The organism is Arthrobacter sp. 05T423, from assembly GCF_056396245.1.
The window spans coordinates 41996-65068 of sequence record NZ_JBFTLC010000007.1; the positions used below are offsets into that span (position 1 = coordinate 41996).

The window sequence follows — 23073 nt, forward strand, 5'->3', positions numbered from 1 at the left end:
ACGGCATGCGATGTGGCGGACGGCCGACGGCGGGAGCCGCTGCCCGCCGTCGGGACACTATGCTATTTAGATGACCAATTCCCTTTCCAGCGCCCTTCCGCGCCCCGCCGGCGTGCCCGAAAAACCCGGCACCGGCCTGCGCATCGGCGTTTTGGCACTTCAGGGCGACTTCCGTGAGCACCTCCGGGCAGTCGAGACGGCGGGTGCCGCCGGCGTGGGTGTCCGCCGGCCCGCCGAGCTCGAAGGACTCGACGGACTCATCATCCCGGGCGGCGAATCGACGGCCATCGACAAGCTGGCCCGTGCCTTCGACCTCGCCCGCCCCCTGCGGCAGCGGATCGCCGACGGCCTCCCGGTCTACGGTTCCTGCGCGGGCATGATCCTGCTGGCGCACGACATCGCGGACCCCGCTGCGGACCTTGCCGGCAACCCGCAGGAGACCTTCGGTGGACTGGACATCACGGTCCGCCGCAACGCATTCGGCCGGCAGCGGGAGTCGTTCGAAACCGACCTCGACTTCAAGGGCCTGGAGTTCAGCGCCACTGAGCACGGCGTGGCGCCGGTTCACGCGGTGTTCATCCGCGGCCCCTGGGTGGAGCGCGTCGGCCCGGGCGTTGAGGTCCTGGCCCAGGTGGAACCGGCCGACCAGGCGCACGCCTCCCACGCGGCCGATCTGCAGGGGACGGCTAGAATTGTTGCAGTGCGTTCAGGCCAGCTGCTGGCCACCTCCTTCCATCCGGAAGTGACAGGCGAGAAGCGCGTGCATGAACTTTTTATCCGCATGATCAGAGGAGAAGCGTAAAGCATGTCAGGCCACTCCAAATGGGCAACGACCAAGCACAAGAAGGCCATCATTGATAGCCGCCGGGCAAAGTCGTTCGCCAAGCTGATCAAGAACATCGAAGTCGCGGCCCGCATGGGCGGCCCGGACCTCGCAGGCAACCCCGGACTCGAACTCGCCGTCACCAAGGCCAAGAAGACCTCGGTTCCGAACGACAACATCGACCGCGCCATCAAGCGCGGCGCCGGGCTCACCGGCGAGGTCGTGGACTACACGGAAATCATGTACGAATGCCGCGGCCCGCAGGGCTCCGCGCTGCTGATCGAGTGCCTCACGGACAACAAGAACCGCGCAGCATCCGAGGTCCGCCTCGCCATCTCCCGCAACGGCGGTACCATCGCCGACCCCGGCTCCGTCAGCTACCTCTTCACCCGCAAGGGCGTTGTCACGCTGCCCAAGAACGACCTCACCGAGGATGACGTCCTGATGGCGGTCCTGGACGCCGGCGCCGAAGAGGTCAAGGACAACGGGGACGCATTCGAGATCCACTCGGATCCGAAGGACCTGCAGGCTGTCCGCGACGCGCTCAAGGAAGCCGGCATCGAGTACGACACCGACGAGGCCGAGTTCGTGCCGTCCATGGAGGTGCCGCTGGACCTGGATGCCGCCAAGAAATTCCTGAAGCTCGTCGACGCCCTCGAAGACCTCGACGACGTCCAGAACGTCTACAGCAACGCTGACCTCAGCGACGAAGTTCAGGCTGCCCTGGACGCCGAGTGATTTTCCGCGTGGCGTGCCCGGGCAGTTGCACGTGACGCTGCGCGTACTGGGCATTGACCCCGGCCTCACCCGCTGCGGCATCGGCGTGGTGGACGTCGAAAAGAACCGCCGTGCCACCATGGTGGCTGTCGGCGTGGTGGGAACCTCACCCGAGGAAACGCTCGACCAGCGGCTCCTGGTGATCGCCCTCGCCATCGACGACTGGCTCGACCGTTACGAGCCGCACGTGCTAGCGGTGGAACGGGTCTTTTCGCAGCTGAACGTCAGCACGGTCATGGGCGTGGCCCAGGCCTCCGGCGTCGTCATCGCCGCCGCCGCCCGGCGCGGCATTCCGGTGGCGCTCCACACGCCGTCGGAGGTTAAGGCAGCGGTGACGGGCAGCGGGTCCTCGAACAAGGAAGCTGTCACCAAGCTCGTCACCAAAATTCTCCGGCTTGATGCCCCGCCGCGTCCCGCGGACGCCGCGGACGCCCTGGCACTCGCCATCACGCACGCCTGGCGGGCCGGCAGCGGCGCATCCATTGCCACCACCGGTCCCGGCAGCCAGTCGCTAACACCTGCCCAGCGCGCCTGGGCCGAGGCGGAGGCCAAGGCGCGCCGTGCACGCTGAACGTCGCCGGCGCTTGCTAGGGTATTCGTAGATATGTTCGGATAGTCGGTTTTTGCCGGCGCAAGTTCAGGAGCCCCGGCCTTGATTAGTTTTCTCCGCGGAACCGTGGCGCACGTCGGACTGTCCACCGCCGTCATCGATCTCAACGGTGCCGGCATGAGCGTGCACGCGACGCCGCAGACACTCAGCCAACTGCGGACCGGCGAAGAAGGGAAGCTTTTCACCTCCCTCATCGTCCGGGAGGACTCCCTGACCCTGTTCGGCTTCGCCAGCGACGACGAGCGGGAAGTTTTCGATGTCCTGCTCAGTGTCAGCGGCGTGGGGCCGCGGCTGGCCCTTGCGGTCCTCGCGGTGCACGATCCGGAAGCAATCCGCGTGGCGGCGCACACCGGGGACAGCAAGACATTCACCAAGGTTCCGGGCATAGGCCCAAAGGTCGCCGGGCGCATCGTGCTGGAACTTGCCGGCAAACTCGTACCGCATGGCACGGCCGCTCCGGCAGGTGCTCCCGCCGCGTCATCCGAAGGCGTGTGGAAGCCGCAGGTGGTCGCTGCCATGACCAGCCTGGGCTGGTCCGAAAAGGACGCCGCGGGCAGCATCGACAAAGCCCTGGCGGATGCACCGGAGCTTGCCGGCGCTGGCAACGTTGCCGAGATCCTGCGCACCACGCTGCGCTGGCTCGGCCAGGACGGCGCCCGGGCGGGCAACCGGGTAGGCAGCCGTGGCTGAGCCGTCCCTGGTCGCCGGGGGAGAAGAGCCGGAGGAGCGCGCCATCGAGGCGGCGCTCCGGCCCCGGAATCTTGACGACTTCGTGGGCCAGCACCGGGTCCGGAAGCAGCTTTCCCTGGTACTGCAGGCATCTCGGATGCGCGGCCGCAGCGCAGACCACGTCCTCTTTTCGGGTCCGCCCGGCCTCGGCAAGACCACGCTCGCCATGATTGTGGCGTCCGAAATGAACGCGCCGCTGCGGATCAGCAGCGGCCCGGCCATCCAGCATGCCGGGGACCTTGCCGCCATCCTTTCCTCGCTGTCCGAGGGTGAAGTCCTCTTCCTCGACGAGATCCACCGGATGTCCCGTCCGGCAGAGGAAATGCTCTACATGGCCATGGAAGACTTCCGCGTGGACATCGTGGTGGGCAAGGGCGCCGGTGCCACAGCCATTCCGCTGGAGCTGCCGCCTTTCACCCTCGTGGGCGCCACCACGCGCGCGGGACTCCTGCCGGGTCCGCTTCGCGACCGGTTCGGTTTCACCGGCCACCTGGAGTTCTATTCGGTGGAGGAGCTGGAGCTCGTGCTGCGGCGCTCCGCCGGACTCCTCGACCTCAAGGTGAATTCCGCCGGGTTCACGGAAATCGCCGGCAGGTCCCGCGGCACACCCCGTATTGCCAACCGGCTGCTGCGGCGGGTCCGGGACTGGGCGCTGGTCCACGGGATCGAACAGATTGACGCCAGGTCCGCCTCCGCCGCCCTGGACATGTATGAGGTGGACAAGCGCGGGCTGGACCGGCTGGACCGTTCCGTGCTGGAGGCGCTGATCATGAAATTCGGCGGCGGGCCGGTGGGCCTGTCCACCCTTGCCATCGCCGTGGGGGAGGAGCCGGAGACCGTGGAGACGGTTGCCGAGCCGTTCCTGGTCCGGGAAGGGCTGCTCGGCAGGACGCCGAGGGGCCGGATCGCCATGGCGCCGGCATGGGCGCACCTTGGACTGGCAGCACCGGCTGGGGTCTTTGGCCAGGAAACCCTGAACCTTTTCGAGGCCGAGCCGGGCGATGAAGAATCGTCATCTGAATGGGTATCCAACACCCAATAGCAGCGCCCTCCCAGCTTTTCCCTTTAGACTGGAAAGACGCTCGGCACGTCCGGGCTTTGTTTCCGTGTCCCGCTACGGCGGGCCGCCCGCGGCCGGTCTCCCGCGTCTGGGCGGGCAGCCCGGTGCAAAGCGGACGTCGCTGTCAACCAGCTACGTAAGTAAAGAACGGAACTTCACTTGTTCGGACATATTAGTGCCCAGGCTCAGCCACAGGCCGGCGGCGGCATCGACATCATGACCATTCTGCTGTTCGTCATGCTCGGCGTCTTCATCTTCATGATGTTCCGCCGCAACAAGAAGACCCGGCAGCAGCAGACCCAGCTGCAGTCGGAGTTCGCTCCCGGCATCGAGGTAATGACCAGCTTCGGGCTGTTCGGCCGCATTGTGTCGATTGACGAGGCGGAGAACAAGGTCGTCCTGGAACTGTCGCCCGGCAACCTGGCCACCGTCCACCGCCAGGCGGTGAACAAGATCGTGGAACCCGCCGCCGGAACCCAGGCCATTCCCGACGACGCGTCGGCACTGACGGCCGAGGACTCGATGGCGCCTGAAGCCAAGGCTGGCACGGCCGACGAGACTCCGGACGAAACTCTCAAGCGCCTCAATGACGAGGGCAAGAAGGACTTCTAGTCCGCCGCTTCCGCACAGTACAGCTGTCTACGGCTGCGGAGCCGCCGGGTGCGACAAGGCTCGCTCCGGCGGCCGTCCGCAATTAATAGAAAGATAGGCAATGGCACGAACTGGCCGCAATAAACCATCCCTTCGGGTGCTGGTCTGGCTTGGCGTAATCCTGGCCGCCATGACGGCCGTCCTTGCGGGCGGCACAATGTCCGGGGTTGCCAGCTGGAGCCCCAAGCTGGCCCTGGACCTGGAGGGCGGCACCCAGATGATCCTGGCACCCAAGGTTGAGGGTGGCTCGGACATCAATGAGGAGCAGCTCAACCAGGCGGTGGCCATCATCCGCCAGCGCGTGGACGGCTCCGGCGTCGCTGAGGCTGAGATCAGCACGCAGTCCGGCCGCAACGTGGTGGTGAGCCTTCCCGGCACCCCGTCCACGGCAACTCGCGCCCTCATCCAGGCCTCCGCAGACATGAATTTCCGCCCCGTCCTCGTTACGGGCGCAGGCGCAGCGGTCCCCGCCGCACAGCGGACACCCGCCGCGCAACTGCCGAAGCCGACGGCCAAGCCGGCGAATGCCAGTGATTCCAACTGGATCACAGCGGACATCCAGAAGCAGTTCGAGGCCCTTGACTGCGACCACCCGGCCCAGGACAAGCAGGAACGTTCCGATCCCGCCAAGCCGCTGGTCACCTGCGAGCCTGCCACGGCCCAGACACCTGCCATCAAGTACATCCTGGGACCGGTCGAGGTCAAGGGCGTGGAGATCCAGGGCTCCACATTCCAGCTCCAGCAGGGCGCCAAGGGCGCCGTCACCAACGAATGGGCCGTGAACATCCAGTTCAACGCCGAGGGAACCGCCAAGTTCAAGACGGTCACCGAGCGCCTTAATCAGTTCTACGTTGCCGCAGGCGGCGAGACCGGCAGCGATCCCAAGTCACAGTTCGCCATTGTCCTGGATGACAAGGTCATTTCGGCCCCGCGGTCCCAGGCCGTGATCACCGACGGACGCCCGCAGATCACCGGCGGCTTCACGGAGCAGTCTGCCAAGGCGCTGTCCGACCAGCTCCGCTTCGGAGCCCTGCCCATCAGCTTCGACATCCAGAGCGAACAGCAGATCTCCGCCACGCTGGGCGGTGAGCAGCTTCGCATGGGCCTCCTTGCCGGCCTGATCGGCTTGCTGCTGGTGGTGGTCTACTCTCTGTTCCAGTACCGTGCGCTTGGCTTCGTCACCATTGCGTCGCTGGTGGTGGCGGGCGCGCTCACGTACCTTGCCATTGCCATCCTTGGCTGGACCGAAAACTACCGGCTCTCCCTCGCCGGCGTGGCGGGCATTATCGTGTCAATCGGCCAGACGGCGGATTCGTTCATCGTCTACTTCGAACGCATCCGTGATGAGCTCCGCGAAGGCCGCGGCCTCGTCTCGGCTGTGGAGAACGGCTGGAAGCGTGCCAAGCGCACCGTCCTGGCATCCAAGGCGGTTAACCTCCTCGCGGCCCTCGTGCTCTACTTCGTGGCCGTTGGCAACGTCCGCGGCTTTGCCTTCACGCTGGGACTCACCGCCATCGCCGACCTCATCGTCGTGTTCATGTTCACGCACCCCACGCTGCAGCAGCTTGCCAGGACACGCTTCTTTGGCGAGGGCCACAAGTTCTCCGGCCTTGACCCCGAGCGCCTCGGCGCGGTGCCGCTCTACCGCGGCGCCGGCAGGCTGCGCAGCCCCGAGGACGCACCGTCAGTTGTGCGCGCCAAGAACACCGGCGCCGCGGCGGAGGCTGAGCGCCGGATGACCATCGCTGAACGCCGCCGCGCGGAGCAGCAGGAGCAGCTCGCTGGTTCCTCCAAGGGCCCGGCCAAGGAGGGCAAGTAATGTCCAGTTTCGCTAAATTCGGCAACGAGCTCTACACGGGCAAGCGCTCCTACGACTTCGTCGGATCCAAGAAGATCTGGTTCGCCGTGGCCGCCCTGGCGGTTGCGCTGTCCATCCTGATCCCGGTGGTCAAGGGCGGCTTCAACCTCGGCATTGAGTTCCGCGGCGGTTCCGAGTTCACTGTGTCCAACGTCAAGACGACAGATGCATCACTGGGTGAGAAGGCCGTCCACGACGTCGTTGCCGGAAGCGTGCCGCGCGTCGCCAACGTCGCCGGTACCACGATGCGGATCCAGACGGACAAGCTGACCGACGACGAGACCCTCAAGATCAAAGGAGGCCTCACCAAGGCATACGGTGTGACCGACAACGAGGTGACCTCCACCTTCGTGGGGCCCACCTGGGGCGCTGACGTCACCAAGCAGGCACTGATCGGCCTCGTGGTCTTCGTGGCTCTTGCAACGGTCCTGATGGCCCTGTACTTCCGGACCTGGAAGATGTCCGTCTCGGCGATCGTGGGCATGCTCGTCACGATGTTCATCACCGCCGGCGTTTACGCCCTGAGTGATTTCGAGGTCACGCCGTCGGCGATCATCGGGTTCCTCACGGTGCTCAGCTATTCGCTGTACGACACCGTGGTGGTGTTCGACAAGATCCGTGAAAACACGGCGGGCATTGACGCATCCACCAGGCGGACCTTCGGCGAGGAAGTCAACCTGGCCGTCAATCAGACCCTGGTCCGCTCCATCAACACGATGATGGTGGCAATCCTGCCCGTCGGCGCGATCCTGTTCATCGGGGCCGGCCTGTTGGGTGCCGGAACGCTCCGCGACCTCTCGCTAGCCCTGTTCGTCGGGATCCTGATTGGCACGGCCGCGACGATTTTCATATCCGCGCCGATGTATGCCTGGCTGCGCCAGGGCGAGGCGCCGCTGCTCAAGCAGGCCCAGCGTGTCAAGCAGCGTCGTGCGGACGCCGCCGCCAAGGCGGCGGCCGCCGAACCCGCCAAGGCGTAGGCCGCCGCAAGAGCCAGGGCGCCCGTAAAGGCATCAAGCGCCCCGCACCCGACCGGATGCCGTCACCGTGACGGCGTCCGGTCGCTGCGTTTAAGCGCACTGTGTTCGTCCCGCCAGCCGGCCCGAATACGGGGCTGTCTACTCGGCCGCGTCATCGGTGACGGACGCGGTTATCGGTCGGGCCGGGAGCGGGAATACACTGGAATAATTAAACGGGTCGTGAGGGGTACTTCATTGGAAGAAGGTTCGACGTCGGCGCCGACGGCTGCCGGAGGCAACGGTCCGGTCCAGGGGCAACAGACTGGTCTGGTGGCTGCCGGGCGCCCGGCTCCGGGCGTGCCAGTGGACAACTCTGGTGTCCGGCCCACCTTCCCCGGCCGGCGTGAGCGCACGAGGTCCCGCCTGGCACGGCTGACGGGCCGGAGCACCGCGACGTACTCGCCCATCCTGGAACCGCTGCTGCGGACAGTCAGGGCGAACAACCCGAAAGAAGACTTCGACCTCATCCAGCGCGCGTTCGTGGTCGCGGAGCAGAGCCACCGCGGGCAGAAGCGCAAGAGCGGCGACCCTTACATCACCCATCCCGTTGCCGTCGCGACGATCCTCGCCGAGTTGGGGCTCAGCGGCACCACCCTGGCGGCGGCCCTGCTCCACGACACCGTGGAGGACACGCCCTACACCCTTGAGGACCTCAGGGCGGACTTTGGCCCCGAAGTCGCCATGCTGGTTGACGGCGTCACCAAGCTGGACAAGGTCAGCTTTGGCGAGGCAGCACAGTCCGAGACGGTCCGCAAGATGGTCGTGGCCATGGCCAAGGACATCCGCGTCCTGATGATTAAACTTGCGGACAGGCTGCACAACGCGCGCACGTGGCGGTTCGTCTCCGCTGAGTCTTCTGCCCGCAAAGCCCGGGAAACCCTCGAAATTTTCGCGCCGCTGGCCCACCGGCTCGGCATGAACACCATCAAATGGGAGCTCGAGGACCTGTCCTTCGCGGCGCTCTATCCCAAGGTGTACGAGGAAATCGTCCGTATGGTGGGGGACCGCACGCCGGAGCGCGAGAAGAGCCTCAGCGTAATCCGGAACCAGATTGCCGACGACCTGCGCACCGCCCGGATCAAGGCCACCATCACCGGCCGTCCCAAGCACTATTACTCGATCTACCAGAAGATGATCGTCCGGGACAAGGACTTCGACGACATCAACGACCTCATGGGCGTCCGTGTCCTGGTGGACTCGGTCCGCGACTGTTATGCCGCCCTGGGCACCCTGCATTCGCGCTGGAACCCGCTGCCTGGCCGGTTCAAGGACTACATCGCGATGCCGAAGTTCAACATGTACCAGTCCCTGCACACCACGGTCATCGGCCCCGGCGGCAAACCCGTTGAAATCCAGATCCGGACGCACGAGATGCACCGCCGCGCCGAGTACGGTGTGGCGGCGCACTGGAAGTACAAGGACCAGCCGAACCGGACGGCCACCGGACCGGGCAGCCCGCGTGACGGCGACATGGGCTGGCTCCGCTCCCTCGTGGACTGGCAGCAGGAGACGTCGGATCCCGGTGAGTTCCTCGACTCGCTGCGGTTCGAAATCAACGCCCGCGAAGTGTTCGTGTTCACCCCCAAGGGCGAGGTTATGGCGCTGCCGGCCGGGTCCACGCCGGTGGACTTCGCCTATGCCGTGCACACCGAGGTGGGCCACCGCACCATCGGAGCCCGGGTCAACGGCAAGCTGGTGCCGCTCAACAGTGAGCTCAACCATGGCGACTGGGTTGAGATCTTCACCTCCAAGGCCGAGGGCGCCGGTCCGAGCCAGGACTGGCAGCACTTCGTCAAGAGCGCCCGTGCACGCAACAAGATCCGGCAGTGGTTCAGCAAGGAACGCCGTGAAGAAGCGATCGACCGCGGCAAGGAACTGCTGACGCGTGCCATGCGGAAGCAGAACCTTCCGCTGCAGCGCCTGATGACCCACGACGCCCTGGCCGCCGTGGCCGAGGACTTCAAGTACGTCGACATTTCCGGGCTGTACGCCGGAGTAGGCGATGGCCACACCTCCGCGCAGTCCGTCATGGAAAAGCTCGTCGAGAGCCTTGGCGGCAACGAGACCCCCGATGACGACCTCACCGAAGTCAGCATTCCCACCCAGGTTAGCAAGGCGCGCTTCTCGGATTCCGGCGTGGTGGTCCGGGGTGTAGGCGACGTCTGGGTCAAGCTGGCGCGCTGTTGCACCCCCGTGCCGCCGGACCCGATCCTTGGCTTCGTCACCCGCGGCTCGGGCGTCTCGGTGCACCGGACGGACTGCACCAACGTGGCCGGCCTGAAGGACCAGCCGGACCGGATCGTTGACGTCGACTGGGCGCCGACGCAGTCGAGCGTCTTCCTCGTGGAGATTCAGGTGGAGGCACTGGACCGGAAGTCCCTGCTCTCCGACGTGACCAGGGTGCTCTCCGAAAACCACGTGAACATCCTGGCCGCCAGCGTCCACACGTCCACGGACCGTGTAGCCATCTCAAAGTTTGCCTTCGAGATGGGGGACCCGAAGTACCTCAGCCACGTGCTCAGTGCTGTACGGAGGATCGACGGCGTGTTCGACGTCTACCGGACCACCGGAAACCGCCGGAGAAGCTAGCAGCGAGAGCTTTTCCAGGGCTGCGTTCTTGTGCGGCAGCCGGGGCATCGCCTCGACCGCCAGGACCAGGAGCCGGAGCCTGACATCGAGTTCGGGTTTGTCCACGAGCAGCCGCAGTGCCGGAACGGCCCTCTCGGCCTCCACATGCAAGGCGATGTCCAGGGCCGTCCGGAGCGGGCTCGAAACCATGAGGCCGCCCAGGCTGACGACGTCGAACGGTCCGAGCCGGACCTCGTGCAGCGTGCAGCCGCGGGTAGAGCGAAGGCTGGAGATCCGGCGTTTGACGTCCACCAGGAGGGCCAGCCGGTCCGGCTCGCGGGCGCAGCCGTAGATCCAGGCCGCGGTCATCCGCCCGGCCACCACCCGCCGCCGGACGGGGGCCGGCACCCCGTATGCAGCGGCACGCGCCCGCAGCTGCGGGGAGGACGCAGTCCCGGGAACCGTGTAGCCGTGCTGATAGAGCTGCGACAGCACGCCGTCGGCGGCCATGGACTGCAGTTCCGGCCAGGTGAAGGGCAGGCCCGGCGAATAGAGCTCCAGCAGCTGTGCCGGAACGTCCGGGGGCGGGGAATCGCCCCGTGCCTGCGAAAAAGCAGGGGGCTGAGAGAACGGTGCCATTCCGTCATCCTGCCTGACGCGCAAGGCACAGGTAAGGCCCCGCCCCGGCTATGTGGATAACCGGAACGGGGCCTGTGCCGTTGCTGCTTAAGAGTGCTGCTTAGGAGAGTTCGCTGGCCGAACGCTGGATCTGGTCCAGCCACGCCTGGCGGGCTTCGAGGGCTTCCCTGGCGGCCTTGATCTTGCGCTGGTCGCCCTTCTTCTCCGCCTCGGCCAGGTCATCCTTCAGGCCGGCGATGGCGGACTCGAGCTGGCTCAAGGCGCTGTTGGTGCGGGCCTTGGTCTCCGGGTTGGAGCGCTGCCACTTTTCGTCCTCCGCCTGGCGGACCGCATCCTCGATCCGGCGCAGCCCGGCCTCGATCCGGCCCATGTCCGCACGCGGGACCTTGCCTGCCTCTTCCCAGCGGTCGTGAATGGACTGCAGGGCCTTCTTGGCGGCGGCGATGTCCCTGACCGGAAGGATGGCCGATGCCTCCTCGAGGAGCACCTCCTTGACCTTCAGGTTGGCTGCGTATTCCTGGTCGATCTCGTCGTTGGCGGCCTGGCGCGAGCTGAAGAAGACGTCCTGTGCGGCGCGGAACCGGGCCCACAGGGCGTCATCGTCCTTGCGGCTGGCGCGCGGTGATGCCTTCCACTCGTCCATCAGCCTGCGGTATTCTCCGGCGGCGAAGCCCCAGTCCGTCGACGTCGACAATGCCTCTGCCTCGGTGATCAGCTTCTCCTTGGCGGCCTTTGCCGCCGAGTTGTTGCTGTCAAGCTGGGAGAAGTAGGCTCGGCGGTGCCGGTCGAAGACGGTCCGGGCGGCGCGGAAGCGCTTCCACAGGGCGTCCTCGTTGCTGCGGCCCAGCCGTACGCCGCTCTTCTGGGCGGTTTTCCAGCTTTCAAACAGCTCGTTCATCCGCGCGCTGGACGTCTTCCACTGCACCTGGGCCGGATCGGTGCCGGAGATCGCCTCAGCCTCGGCGACGATGGCCTCGCGCGCTTCCAGTTCGGCGGCGCGGACGGCGTCGTGCTGCGCCTTTTCCGCCTTCTCCAGCTCGGAGATCTGGGTGGACAGTGTGTCCAGCCGGCTCTCCGCGGACCGGATGTCGCCCACCATGTTCCGCTCGGCGAGCTGCTCGCGCAGGTGCGTCACCGTCTTCTGCATGTCCGTGGTGGGGGCCTTAGAGGCCACGCGCTGCTCGAGCAGGACGATCTGGGCCACGATGTCGTCATACTTCCGCGCAAAGTAGGAAAGTGCTTCGTCGTTGCTGACGTCCGGGTACTGACCGACGGGGTGTTCCTCGCCGTCGATGGTCAGGAAGACGTGACCGTCGCCCTCCACCCGGCCCCAGCGGGAAGCTTCGGCCAGCGACGTGGCGGGCGGCGCCTGCACCGGAGCCGCAGCGGCGGCGGGGCCGGCCTTGGGCCGGGCAGCAAAAGCTGCCGGCGTCGGCGCGGACCGGGGTGCCGGCGTCGGACGCGGTGACGGTGCGGGACTGGGTGCCGGGCTTTCCTGCACAGCCGCCGGCTGTGGGCTGGCCGCGGACTCGGCCGGGGCAGAGTCCTCCCGCGCAGTATCCTCCTGTGCAATGTCCTCCTGTGCAGCCTCCGGCTGCGGGCTTTCCGGCGTGGCGTCGGAAGGCGCCGCTTCATCAGGCTGCGCTGCTTCCGCGGACGGCGTGGCGTCGGGCTCGGCCTCAACCACGGGCTGTGCCTCGTTCACCGGCTGCACACCTTCTTCGGGCTGCGCCACATCCGCGGCCTCGGGGGAAGCCTGGACCTCGGTCACTTCGGCTGCTGTTTCGTCGGATTTCTGACTGTCTGTCACCGCTAAAAGTCTTTCGCTTGGAGGAAAATACTCGTTCATAGTTCGCCCGTCGCCGTTGGCGGCGAAGGGTTCCTACTTCAGAGAGAACGAGTCTATCGTGACTGCTTCCGCAGGTGCGCCGTCCGTGGCACTTTCGCCCTTCTTAATACCTGCAGCCGCAATCTTGGTGACAACGTCCAGGCCCGATGTCACCTTGCCCACGATGGTGTACCCGCCGGCTGAGTCGGCCGGGATGACAGTGTCCTTGTAGACGATGAAGAACTGCGTGCCGTTGCCGTAGGCGTTATTGCCCGTGCGGGCCACCGCGATGGTGCCGGCAGGGTACTTGTTGTCCGCCGGCGTGTTCTCCAGGGGCCCCCAGGTGTAGTTGGGGTCGCCCTGGCCGTCGCCGGTCTTGGAGCCGCACTGCAGGACGCCGAAGTTCTTGGCGGTGGTCAGGCGGTGGCAGCTGACGCCCTTGTAGTAGCCCTGATCGGCCAGAGACTTGAAGACCGCGGCCGCCTGCGGGGCTTTGGTGCCGTCCAGCTGCACGCCCAGTGTGCCGCTGTTCAGCGTCAGTGAGCCGGTGAAGGTCTTGCCTGCGGCTGCCGCGGGCTTGGGGATGTTTGCCCCGTTGGTCTGCGTGGCAGACGGAGTGGCGGAGGCGGAAGGGGTGGCGGACGGCGTGGCCAGGCCAGCCTCGGCGGCGGCGAATTCCTGTTCGGTCGGGTTCCCGGCAAACACCGTTAGCTGTAGCACGACGGCGAGCACCACCGCCGCGGCCCCCGCACCTCCCGCTATCAGGTTGTCCCGCTTGCGGCGCTTCTCCTGGTCACGTCGAAGCTCGCGTTTGGCTTCCATCTGCTGGATACGCCTCTTGGCTTCGCGTGTTTCGCGTGGACTGGCCGCCACGGGTCCTCCTCATCGTTCGGATTGCCCGGGCAGGCCCCTGAAGGCATCCCGGCTGCAGATTGCGCTGCGGCAGCCCGTCATCGCCCCTCCTCCCGCATTAGAGATGCAGGCGCCGAAAGCATAAACTGACTGCCGCACATAAGTTTATGCAGAACAGGCTGGACTCCCGCCGCCGCCGCCGCCGTTTGATCCAAATGGCGACGCGGAATTTGGCGCAGCGGCTCCGGCCCTCGTTTACCTGAGGAGAAACTCCACCATGGCACGCACCGCCTCCCTGTCCGGATTCCCCGAGTGGCTTCCCGAGGAGCGGCTGGTGGAGCAGCACGTCCTGGACTCGCTGCGCCGCACCTTTGAACTCCACGGCTTCGGTTCCATCGAGACCCGCGCCGTGGAAACCGTGGGCCAACTGCTCCGCAAGGGTGAGATCGACAAAGAGGTGTACGGCCTGAGCCGGCTCCAGGACGACGACGGCGAAGCCGCAACAGACGAATCGAAGGGCAAGCACGATCCGCACGCCCTCGCCCTGCACTTTGACCTCACCGTCCCGTTCGCCCGGTATGTCGTGGAAAACGCCGGCTACCTGGCCTTCCCGTTCCGCCGCTACCAGATCCAGAAGGTCTGGCGCGGCGAACGCCCCCAGGAAGGCCGTGCCCGCGAGTTCACTCAGGCGGACATTGACGTGGTGGGCGACGGCGTCCTGCCCTTCCGCTACGACGTCGAGATCGCCCTGGTCATCGCGGAGGCGCTTGGCGCGCTCCCGATTCCGGAGTTCCGGCTGCGCGTCAACAATAGGAAGCTCGCCGAGGGCTTCTACCGCGGCATTGGCCTGACCGACACCGCCGGTGTGCTGCGCAGCATCGACAAACTGGAAAAGATCGGGCCGGAGAAGGTGGCCGAGCTGCTCAAATCCGAACTCGGCGCCACCGATGAGCAGGCACAGGCGGCGCTGAAGCTGGCTAGCATCAAGACCGAGGACACGTCCTTCGTGGCGCAGGTCCGGTCGCTCGGGGTCAGCGATGACCTCCTGGAGGAGGGCCTGAACGAACTCGAACAGGTGATCGAGGCCGCCGTGAAGCGGGTCCCGGGCAAGGTCGTCGCGGACCTGAGTATCGCGCGTGGACTGGACTACTACACCGGCACTGTCGTGGAGACGGTCCTGGTGGGCCACGAGCAGCTCGGTTCCATCTGTTCCGGCGGCCGCTATGACGCCCTGGCCAGCAAGGGCAACCGGAAGTTCCCCGGCGTCGGCCTGTCCATCGGTGTGACCCGGCTTGTCTCGCGCATCCTCAGCCAGGACCTGGCCAAGGCTTCCCGCTCCGTGCCCACGGCAGTGTTCGTTGCGCTCACCTCGGACGAGAGCTGGGGCGAGGCGCAGGACGTGGCCACAGAGCTGCGCAGCCGCGGCATTGCCGCCGAGGTTGCCGCCAAGGCCGAGAAGTTCGGCAAGCAGATCAAGTTCGCCGACCGGCGCGGCATCCCCTTCGTCTGGTTCACGGATGAGGACGGCAAGCACCAGGTGAAGGACATCCGCTCCGGCGAACAGGTCGACGCTGACCCCGCGACGTGGACGCCGTCCGACGACGACATCCGCGTCCAGGTCATCGCCACGCCCGCTTCCTGAGCTGCCGTGCCGCCCGCTTCCTGAGCTACTGTGCTTTCCGCATCCTAAGCTTGCGGAAGCGGAGCGCCACGGCGCGCCCGGCCAGTCCGGCCGCCATGATCGCGGCCATGCCGAGCGCCGAGACGGGCGGCAGGGTGAATGCCAGCACCACGCACCCGGCCAGTCCCGCTGCGTTGAGCCACTTGGGCGCGTGCCGGGGCCGGTCCTGGAGCGTGAACGCGGAGGCATTCGTCACCGCGTAATACAGCAGGACCCCGAAGCTGGAAAAGCCGACCACTGTCAGCACGTCGGTGGTGAGCAACAACAGAACGACGACGGCGGCCACCGCCAGTTCGGCGGCTACCGGCACCGAATGGCGGCCGCCCAGCCGGGCCAGGGTGCCGGGGAGGTCGCGTTCGCGGGCCATGGCCATGGCAGTGCGTCCGACACCCGTGATGAGGGCCAGCAGTGCACCGAGCGAGGCAGCGGCTGCGCCTGCCTGGACAGCCGGTGCTCCGGCGGCCAGGCGGGACCGTTCCACGGCGTCGAGCAGCGGCGCCGTGGAGGAGGCAAGGACGTGGACCGGCAGATGCGCCAGCAGCAGCGCCCCCAGCAACAGGTAGATGACCAGGGCGCCGGCCAGAGCACCGAGGATGGCGCGCGGAATCACTCGCGCCGGGTCCTTGACCTCCTCGCCTAGCGTGGCAATGCGTGCGTACCCGGCAAAGGCGAAGAACACCAGGCCCGCGGCGGGCAGGATGCCCCACACGCCGGTGGCCTGCGCTGACAGTGCGCTACCGGCCTGCCCGGATGGCGTTCCGCCGTCGGAAACGTGGGGTCCCAGGATGCTCGCCGCTGCCACGAAGGCCAGGGTGGCCAGGACCACGGCCAGCAGGATGCGGGTCAGGAAGGCTGTCCGGGTGATGCCCAGCAGGTTCACGCCGGTCAGTGCGGCGACGGCTGCGATGGCCACGGGAGTGGAGTATGCCGGCGCAACATACTGGCCGAACGTCAGGGCCATGGCCGCGCAGGAGGCTGCCTTGCCGGTGACAAATCCCCAGCCGGCCAGGAAGCCGGGCCACTCGCCGAGTTGCTTCCGGCCGTAGATGTAGGTGCCGCCGCTCTGCGGATACCTTGCCGCGAGCTGGGCCGAGGCCACGGCGTTGCAGTACGCCACGGCACCTGCCAGGGCAATGGCCACGAGGAGCAGGTCTCCCGCCAGCCGGGCGGCCGGTGCGAAGATGACAAAAACACCGGCGCCGAGCATGGATCCGAGCCCGATGGCTGTTGCGTCGGCCACACCAAGCCTTCGTTGCAGCTGCTGGTGCTTGGTCATGGCGGGGCAGGAACCTTTCAAACGGGTAAACTCGGACGGGATCGTTTCCGCAACGATCGTATTTAAACTTCATTCTGTCTTCCTTCTGAAAGGAATGCTGTGCTGCGCACACATGACCTCGGATCCCTTCGCTCCGAGCACATTGGACAAACCGTAACCCTGGCAGGCTGGGTTGGCCGCCGTCGTGATCACGGTGGTGTCGCATTCGTCGATCTGCGTGACGCCTCGGGCGTGGCGCAGGTGGTGGTCCGTGAGGAAGAGGTCTTCCACGGGCTGCGCAACGAATATGTGCTCCAGGTGACCGGTACGGTTTCCAAGCGCCCGGAAGGCAACGAGAACGCTGCCCTGGCCACGGGCGAGGTAGAGGTCATGGCGGACAAGGTGGTCATCCTCAACACCGCCGACGCCCTGCCGTTCCAGGTCGATGAGCACGTGGAGGTCGGGGAGGAAGCCCGGCTCAAGCACCGTTACCTGGACCTGCGCCGCCCCGGCCCCAGCCGCAACCTCCGCCTTCGTTCCGAGGCCAACCGGGTGGCCCGCGAACTCCTGCACGGCGAGGGCTTCGTCGAAATCGAGACGCCAACGCTGACGCGTTCGACGCCGGAAGGCGCCCGTGACTTCCTGGTCCCCGCCCGCCTGGCGCCGGGTTCCTGGTACGCGCTGCCGCAGTCGCCGCAGCTGTTCAAGCAGCTCCTGCAGGTGGGCGGCTTCGAGAAGTACTACCAGATCGCCCGCTGCTACCGGGATGAGGACTTCCGCGCGGACCGCCAGCCCGAGTTCACCCAGCTCGACATCGAAGCCAGCTTCGTGGAGCAGGACGACATCATCCGGCTCGGCGAGGGCATCGTCAAGGCCGTCTGGAACCTGATCGACGTCGAGATCCCCACGCCGATCCAGCGGATCACCTACGCCGACGCCATGGCCCGGTTCGGATCAGACAAGCCGGACCTGCGGTTCGGCCAGGAGCTGACCGAGCTGACCGAGTTCTTCAAGGACACCAACTTCGGCGTCTTCAAGGCACCCTACGTTGGCGCCGTCGTCATGCCCGGCGGGGCCTCGCAGGCCCGCCGTGCACTCGATGCCTGGCAGGAATGGGCCAAGCAGCGCGGCGCCAAGGGCCTGGCCTACGTCCTCTACAAGGAGGACGGCGAGCTCGCGGGCCCGGTAGCCAAGAACCTCACCGAGACCGAACGCGCCGGCCTGGCCGACGCCGTTGGCGCCAAGCCGGGCGACTGCATCTTCTTCGCCGCCGGCGAGAAGACCCCGTCGCGCGCGCTGCTGGGCGCTGCCCGCGTGGAGATCGGTCACCGCACCGGCCTGATCGACCCCAGCGCCTGGGCCTTCTGCTGGGTTGTCGACGCCCCCATGTTCGAACCCGCCGCTGCCGCGGTGGCATCGGGCGATGTGGCCGTCGGCGCAGGCCAGTGGACCGCCGTGCACCACGCCTTCACCTCGCCGAAGCCCGAATTCCTGGACAACTTTGACCAGGACCCGGAGGCCGCGCTGTCCTATGCCTACGACATCGTGTGCAACGGCAACGAGATCGGCGGCGGATCCATCCGTATCCACGAACGTGAAGTCCAGGAGCGCGTCTTTGAGCTCATGGGCCTGGACAAGGCCGATGCCCAGACGAAGTTCGGCTTCCTGCTGGAGGGCTTCAAGTACGGCGCCCCGCCTCACGGCGGCATCGCCTTCGGCTGGGACCGCGTGGTGGCGCTGCTGGCAGGTGTGGACTCGATCCGCGACGTCATCGCGTTCCCGAAGTCCGGCGGCGGCCACGATCCGCTGACCGACGCCCCCGCGCCCATCACTGTGCAGCAGCGCAGGGAGGCCGGCGTCGACTTCAAGCCCGAGGCCAAGAAGCCGGAAGAGAAAAAGGCCGACTGAGCCGCACGTAAGCCCAAAAGCTTCACCTCGACGTATGAGTTAACGCGAAGCTTGACCAGGAGCAGGAGGCTCCCCGGACCTGAACTGCAGGCCACCGGGGAGCCTCCTGCCTTTGACGAAGGAGAGCAGTGGCCGTACCCCACCTGCCGGACGCCGCCCTGACGGATCTGGGGGCGGTCATGGATGCAGCCTGGCCCGCACCGGACCGCGAGGTCTCGGGAGGCTGGGTTCTTCGCGCCGCCGACGGTGTGACCCAGCGTGCGAACTCCATCTGGCCGCGCTCGGAGCCCGTCGGAACCCGGAACGAGCGCCTGGCTGCGCTCCGGAACGCCCGGTCCTGGTACCGCGGCCGCCGGCTGCCGGTGATCTTCCAGGTCTTCGACACTCCCGCCAGCTCAGGGCTGAACGCCGTCCTGGACGAGGAAGGCTTCACCCGTCAATCCGAAACGCTCATCATGGTCCGTGCGGCTCGCACGGTTCGTGAATCCGGCCTGGCCTCTGCAGCGGACACCGTCCCTGGCGGCGGAAACGCCCCGGAACCCGGCGCCGGCGTCGAGATCGCTGAGCATCCGTCTGCCGAATGGCTGGAACTGTGGTGGTCTGTGGACGGCCGCGGCGGGCAAGCGGAACTGGAGACAGCCCGTGAGATCCTGACCGGCTGCCCCGCGCTGTACGCCCTGGTGAGAGACGACGACGGCGGGCCGGCCGCCGTCGGACGCCTTGCTGTTGTTCCCGGCAGGGCTGTTGTTTCCGGGGAGGCAGGCAGCTGGGGCGGGCTGTACTGCATGGCCACCAGGCCTGACGCCCGGCGCCGCGGCTACGCCACCAGGGTCCAGCAGGCCCTGTTCCGTGCAGGTGCGGCACGGGACAACATAAAGGGTCATGGGCTGGCTGGCTACTGGCTGCTGGTGATGGCATCGAACACCGCTGCCCGGGAGCTCTACTCCAGGGCAGGTTTCAGTGAGGTGTCCCGCTACTACTACCGGCAGGAGCGGCCGAGGCGATCGCTGACCGGCTGCTGAGCTGCCCCCACCCCGCCGTTTCGACGGTTCCCAGCCCACACGACGTTGCGCAACGTCGTGTGGGCAGGGAACCGTCGAAACGGGGCGGAAGCAGCATGGTGTTACGGGGCCTCGGTCCGGTAGTGCAGGCCCATCCACGGGGCGGTGACCAGCTCGCCGTCGAACGCGTCCTGTACATCCGGGAACTGTGCGGCTGCAGAGCGTGCCTCAGCGGCGGCGGCTCCTGGCTCCGGCTGCTGCCGGATCGCCGGCAATCGCGGGACCCTGACCAGCCAGTGGTGCGGGTACCTGACGCGGCGCCTGGTGTGTTGCGGCATGGGCTTTTCCTTCCTTGGCGGGCGGGCGTCGGCTCAGCGGTTTTGGAGGGCGGGCTGCTGTGCTTCGGCATGGCGCCGGCGTGCGGTGCCCGCCAAGTACGGTCCGCCGAGATCCGCGATGGGTGTGGTGGCAGTCTCCCGGGACCAGAACGCTGATCCTGCGGCGATGAGCATGCACACGGTGCCGAAGACGGCCACTGGAACCCAGCCCCAGACCCCTGGTGCCAAGAGCATTCCGGCGATCATCGGGCCGAAGCCGGCGAGGACCAGGCCGAACTGGTTGCCCAGGGCCATCCCGGAATAGCGGACAGGCGCTGCGAACTGTTCGGCGAAGAATGCCGGCCAGACGCCGTTGAAGCCCGAGTACAGCACCGTCATGTTCAGGAATGCAGCAAGAAAGACCAGCACGATGTTGCCGGAGGAGAGCGCCAGGAAGTAGAGGAAGATCGTGACAGAGCAGCCGATCGCGGCCGTCAGCAGCAGGGGGCGGCGGCCGATCCGGTCGGACAGCCTGGCCGCCAGCGGCATGACGAACATGGACAGGCCGATGGCCACGGCGTTTACGGTCAGAATGGCCGCCCGGTCGAACCCGGCGCCCGCTGTGGCGTAGGCGAGTCCGAAGACCGTGAAGATGGTCTGCATCACGGACATGATCGACATTCCCGCCACCCTCAGCACATCCGGGGCCTGGAAGCGCAGCACTTCCTTGACGGGCATGGGGGCCACCTGTCGGCGCTCCTGGGCCTCCTCGAAGACCGGGGTCTCGTCCAGGTGCGTGCGGACCCAGTAAGCGATGGCCAGCACCACGATGGAAAGCCAGAACGGGATGCGCCAGCCCCAGCTCATCATGGCCTCCCGCGGAAGTGACGTCACCGGGATGAACACGAGAGTGGCCAGGACCATGCCGGAGGCATACCCGGTCATCACGAAGCTGGTGAAGAACCCGCGCCTGCCTTCGGGCGAGTGTTCGAGAGTCAGGGTGGAGGCGCCAGCCGACTCCGCGCCCGCAGAGAAGCCCTGCGCCAGCCGGGCGGCGACCAGCAGCACGGGCGCCCAGACGCCGAGCTGCCCGTAGGTGGGCAGGAAACCGATGCCCAATGACGCCAGACCCATGATGCCGAGGGTCAGCAGCAGGATTCTCTTCCGGCCCAGCTTGTCACCGAAGTGGCCCATCACCAGTCCGCCAACAGGCCGTGCCACGTACGCGACGCCGAAGGTGGCAAAGGCGCCGATCAGCCCGATGGCCGGGTCCGCGGACGGGAAGAACAGATGCGGGAACACCAGGGCTGCGGCAGTGCCGTAGATGAAGAAGTCGTAGTACTCCAGCGTGCTGCCGAGGAAGGACGCCAGGGCGGCCTTGCGCGGGGTCTTGCGTTGAGCAGGGGTTTGCCGGGGAACCTGAACTGGAACCTGCGGTGACGGGGAGGTGGTCACGGGAATCTCCTTAAGACTGCGTTGTCTCAATAGATGCCGCCAAGGTGTCCGGGAGGTGGAAGTCCACCGCGAGGATCTGCCGGCTGTTGGGGAACGAGTATGCCTTCAGCGGCTCGTGGAGCGGGTGCGTGTTGTACACGGCAATGTCCTCGACGCTTTCGAAGTCGGCCACGATGGCATAGTCGAAGGAACGTTCGGTGTTGAGGACATCGGCACCATGGCTGAGGCTGAGCATGCCGGGGATATTTCCGGCCATGTTGTTGAGCCCGTCAATCCAGGCCTGCCGGTGGGCCGGCGGGAAGTCGGGCTTGAACTTGAAAAGCACTGTGTGGCGGATCATCTCAGGCCTCCACCATTTCCGAAGCCGGCTGCTCCGCGCTGTAGTCGGCGGACTGGTACTCCGCGGATTGGCGGGCCAGGGCGCGTCCGGCGAGGTAGCCCATGGTCATGATGGGGCCGAGGGTGGCACCGGCGCCGGGGTAGCCCGCCGCGTAGGCATTCTCGGTGGTGTTGCCGGCGGCGAACAGGCCCGGGATGGGGCGGTTGTCGACGTCGAGCACGCGGGCTGACCCGTCGGTAGCCACGCCGCCGTTGGTCCCGAAGGCGCCAACCACCACCTCCAGCGCATAGAACGGCCCGGACTCGAGTGGACCCAGCGAGGGGTTAGGCCACGGGCTGTCGCCGTCGCCCCAGTACCTGTCGTACGCGCTCTCGCCGCGGCCGAAATCGAGATCCTCGCCCTTAACGGCGAACTCGTTGAACCGCGCCACCGTCGCGGACAGGCTCTCCGCCGGAACATTGATCTTCGCGGCGAGTTCAGCCAGGGTGGGCGCCTCGACCAGATAGTCCGGCGTCGGCTGGCCCGCACGGTGGGCCAGGATGCCGTAGCGCTCCAGGTAGCCGTTGTCCACGATCACGTGCGCCGGAGTGTTCAGTGTGCTGTTGGCGGCGGAGTCCCAGGACTGGAGGCTGCGGGCGAGGTCGTTGTAGTTCTGCGACTCGTTGGCGAAGCGGCGGCCGTGGCGGTTCACCATGATGGACCCAGGGCCCTGCCGTTCGAACCGCAGCAGGGTGCCCACGGGCTGGCCGTCGCGGGTGTCGCCGGTGACGGACATCGGCGCCCACCAGGCTTCGCGCGTGCCGCGGGTCTGGCCGCCGATGCGCTGCGACATCCGCAGCCCGTCGCCCGTGTTCGAGGGCGGCGAGCACATCGTGTAGAGCCGGGACGCGAGCATCGAGTCGGCCAGGGCCCTGTCCCATTCGAAGCCGCCGGTCGCGAGCACCACGCCGTCGCGGGCATGGAACACTTCTCCGCTTTCGAGTTCGACGCCGGTCACCCGGCCGCCGTCGGTCAGCAGGCGGTGTCCGCGGGCCCCGGTCACGAGTGTGGCATCGTCCCGGAGCAGGCTGGCAAGCAGCATGGAAACGAGCGCCTGTCCCTTGGCAACGAGGCCGTCGTCCTGTCGGCTGGCCAGTTCGTCCCACGGGAACTTGGTGAAGGCGCCCCACTCCTCGTATTCCTGCATGGTGAACGGGGCGCGGCCGTCGCTGCGCACGTGTGTCCGGAGGCCGCCCAGGGCTTCTGCGCTGTTGAACAGCGCGGGCTCCACGGTGCGGCCGCCCGTCCTGGCACCGGGCAGGTCCTGCCGGTAATCGGGAAAGTTGTCCAGGAAGATGAAGCGGACGCCGCACTCCGCCTCGACGAAGCGGAGCATCTGGTCGCCGTAGTTTAGCGCGGCGTCCAGCAGTTCCTCGCGGCCCCTTCCGCGCGCGACGGCGCGAACATACGCCGCTGCCGCAACTTTGGAATCCGTGATCCCGGCCATCCGCGCGTGGTGGTTGTCCGCCACCCACAGCATGCCGCCGGACACGGCGGAGGTCCCGCCCAGCAGGTCACTCTTCTCGAGGACGACGACGGTCTTGCCGGCTCGGGCGGCGGTGGCCGCCGCGGTGAGTGCCCCCGCACCGGAACCGACGACGACGACGTCGTAAGTGTCCGCGGAAGCGCCGTTGACGAATTTCATGGGATGTTGCCTTTCAGGAAG

Annotated in this window: 20 protein-coding genes; 12 read left to right on the plus strand and 8 right to left on the minus strand. The window is 66.8% G+C overall.

Annotated elements, in window-relative coordinates; all coding sequences use genetic code 11:
• The first annotated feature begins 70 nt into the window (after window positions 1-70).
• The 9 genes from pdxT to AC1DFE_RS07915 all read left to right on the plus strand — a co-directional run bounded on the left by pdxT (window position 71) and on the right by AC1DFE_RS07915 (window position 10113).
• A complete protein-coding gene (pdxT, locus tag AC1DFE_RS07875; RefSeq protein ID WP_476905343.1) occupies window positions 71-802 on the plus strand; it encodes a pyridoxal 5'-phosphate synthase glutaminase subunit PdxT in 732 nt (243 codons plus the stop codon).
• A 3-nt stretch (window positions 803-805) separates the two neighbouring features.
• Window positions 806-1561 carry a YebC/PmpR family DNA-binding transcriptional regulator gene (locus AC1DFE_RS07880; RefSeq protein ID WP_476905344.1) on the plus strand — a complete coding sequence of 252 codons (756 nt, stop codon included), beginning with the start codon at window positions 806-808 and terminating at the stop codon, window positions 1559-1561.
• 31 nt (window positions 1562-1592) lie between these two features.
• Window positions 1593-2171 carry a crossover junction endodeoxyribonuclease RuvC gene (ruvC, locus tag AC1DFE_RS07885; RefSeq protein WP_476905345.1) on the plus strand — a complete coding sequence of 193 codons (579 nt, stop codon included), beginning with the start codon at window positions 1593-1595 and terminating at the stop codon, window positions 2169-2171.
• 81 nt (window positions 2172-2252) lie between these two features.
• Entirely contained in the window at window positions 2253-2900 is a 648-nt protein-coding gene (gene ruvA / locus AC1DFE_RS07890; RefSeq protein WP_476905346.1) for a Holliday junction branch migration protein RuvA, read from the plus strand.
• Window positions 2893-3981 carry a Holliday junction branch migration DNA helicase RuvB gene (ruvB, locus tag AC1DFE_RS07895; RefSeq protein WP_476905347.1) on the plus strand — a complete coding sequence of 363 codons (1089 nt, stop codon included), beginning with the start codon at window positions 2893-2895 and terminating at the stop codon, window positions 3979-3981. The genes ruvA and ruvB overlap by 8 nt, the downstream gene beginning before the upstream one ends.
• Window positions 3982-4215: 234 nt before the next feature.
• Entirely contained in the window at window positions 4216-4611 is a 396-nt protein-coding gene (gene yajC / locus AC1DFE_RS07900) for a preprotein translocase subunit YajC (protein WP_476905445.1), read from the plus strand.
• 100 nt (window positions 4612-4711) lie between these two features.
• A complete protein-coding gene (secD, locus tag AC1DFE_RS07905) occupies window positions 4712-6469 on the plus strand; it encodes a protein translocase subunit SecD (RefSeq protein WP_476905348.1) in 1758 nt (585 codons plus the stop codon).
• Complete coding sequence (gene secF / locus AC1DFE_RS07910) at window positions 6469-7485, plus strand: protein translocase subunit SecF (RefSeq protein WP_476905349.1); 1017 nt, start codon at window positions 6469-6471, stop codon at window positions 7483-7485. The genes secD and secF overlap by 1 nt, the downstream gene beginning before the upstream one ends.
• Before the next feature lie 234 nt (window positions 7486-7719).
• Window positions 7720-10113 carry a RelA/SpoT family protein gene (locus AC1DFE_RS07915; protein WP_476905350.1) on the plus strand — a complete coding sequence of 798 codons (2394 nt, stop codon included), beginning with the start codon at window positions 7720-7722 and terminating at the stop codon, window positions 10111-10113.
• Here the strand turns inward: AC1DFE_RS07915 and AC1DFE_RS07920 are convergent.
• The 3 genes from AC1DFE_RS07920 to AC1DFE_RS07930 form a co-directional block, all read right to left on the minus strand.
• Window positions 9994-10731 (minus strand): hypothetical protein, encoded by a 738-nt coding sequence (locus AC1DFE_RS07920; RefSeq protein ID WP_476905351.1) that lies wholly within the window; start codon window positions 10729-10731, stop codon window positions 9994-9996. The two genes, AC1DFE_RS07915 and AC1DFE_RS07920, sit on opposite strands and share 120 nt — an antisense overlap.
• 100 nt (window positions 10732-10831) lie before the next feature.
• On the minus strand, window positions 10832-12541 hold the full coding sequence (locus AC1DFE_RS07925) for a DUF349 domain-containing protein (protein WP_476905352.1): 1710 nt from the start codon (window positions 12539-12541) through the stop codon (window positions 10832-10834).
• 72 nt (window positions 12542-12613) lie between these two features.
• Window positions 12614-13432, minus strand: coding sequence for a peptidylprolyl isomerase (locus tag AC1DFE_RS07930; RefSeq protein ID WP_476905353.1), 819 nt, complete (start codon window positions 13430-13432; stop codon window positions 12614-12616).
• A gap of 256 nt (window positions 13433-13688) precedes the next feature.
• On the opposite strand from AC1DFE_RS07930, the gene hisS reads away from it, so the two are divergent.
• Complete coding sequence (gene hisS / locus AC1DFE_RS07935) at window positions 13689-15053, plus strand: histidine--tRNA ligase (RefSeq protein ID WP_476905354.1); 1365 nt, start codon at window positions 13689-13691, stop codon at window positions 15051-15053.
• Between the two features lie 25 nt (window positions 15054-15078).
• On the opposite strand, the gene AC1DFE_RS07940 is transcribed toward hisS, so the two are convergent.
• Window positions 15079-16368: an APC family permease gene (locus tag AC1DFE_RS07940; protein WP_476905355.1), complete on the minus strand. Its 1290-nt coding sequence runs from the start codon at window positions 16366-16368 to the stop codon at window positions 15079-15081.
• 99 nt (window positions 16369-16467) lie between these two features.
• Here AC1DFE_RS07940 and aspS point away from each other — a divergent pair, with 99 nt between their 5' ends.
• A complete protein-coding gene (gene aspS, locus AC1DFE_RS07945; protein ID WP_476905356.1) occupies window positions 16468-18255 on the plus strand; it encodes an aspartate--tRNA ligase in 1788 nt (595 codons plus the stop codon).
• A 179-nt stretch (window positions 18256-18434) separates the two neighbouring features.
• Entirely contained in the window at window positions 18435-19277 is an 843-nt protein-coding gene (locus AC1DFE_RS07950; protein ID WP_476905446.1) for a GNAT family N-acetyltransferase, read from the plus strand.
• A 101-nt stretch (window positions 19278-19378) separates the two neighbouring features.
• Here the strand turns inward: AC1DFE_RS07950 and AC1DFE_RS07955 are convergent, their stop codons facing one another.
• From AC1DFE_RS07955 to chcC1, 4 genes are read right to left on the minus strand one after another with little or no spacing between them, the layout of a single operon-like run.
• The gene (locus AC1DFE_RS07955) at window positions 19379-19594 is read right to left on the minus strand and encodes a hypothetical protein (protein ID WP_476905357.1); all 216 of its coding nucleotides are present in this window, start codon (window positions 19592-19594) and stop codon (window positions 19379-19381) included.
• Window positions 19595-19627: 33 nt separating this feature from the next.
• Window positions 19628-21028 carry an MFS transporter gene (locus tag AC1DFE_RS07960; protein ID WP_476905358.1) on the minus strand — a complete coding sequence of 467 codons (1401 nt, stop codon included), beginning with the start codon at window positions 21026-21028 and terminating at the stop codon, window positions 19628-19630.
• A 10-nt stretch (window positions 21029-21038) separates the two neighbouring features.
• A complete protein-coding gene (locus AC1DFE_RS07965; protein WP_476905359.1) occupies window positions 21039-21368 on the minus strand; it encodes a Dabb family protein in 330 nt (109 codons plus the stop codon).
• 1 nt (window position 21369) lies between these two features.
• Window positions 21370-23052, minus strand: a complete 1683-nt coding sequence (chcC1, locus tag AC1DFE_RS07970; protein ID WP_476905360.1) for a 4-oxocyclohexanecarboxylate 2-dehydrogenase — start codon at window positions 23050-23052, stop codon at window positions 21370-21372.
• Window positions 23053-23073 lie beyond the last annotated feature (21 nt).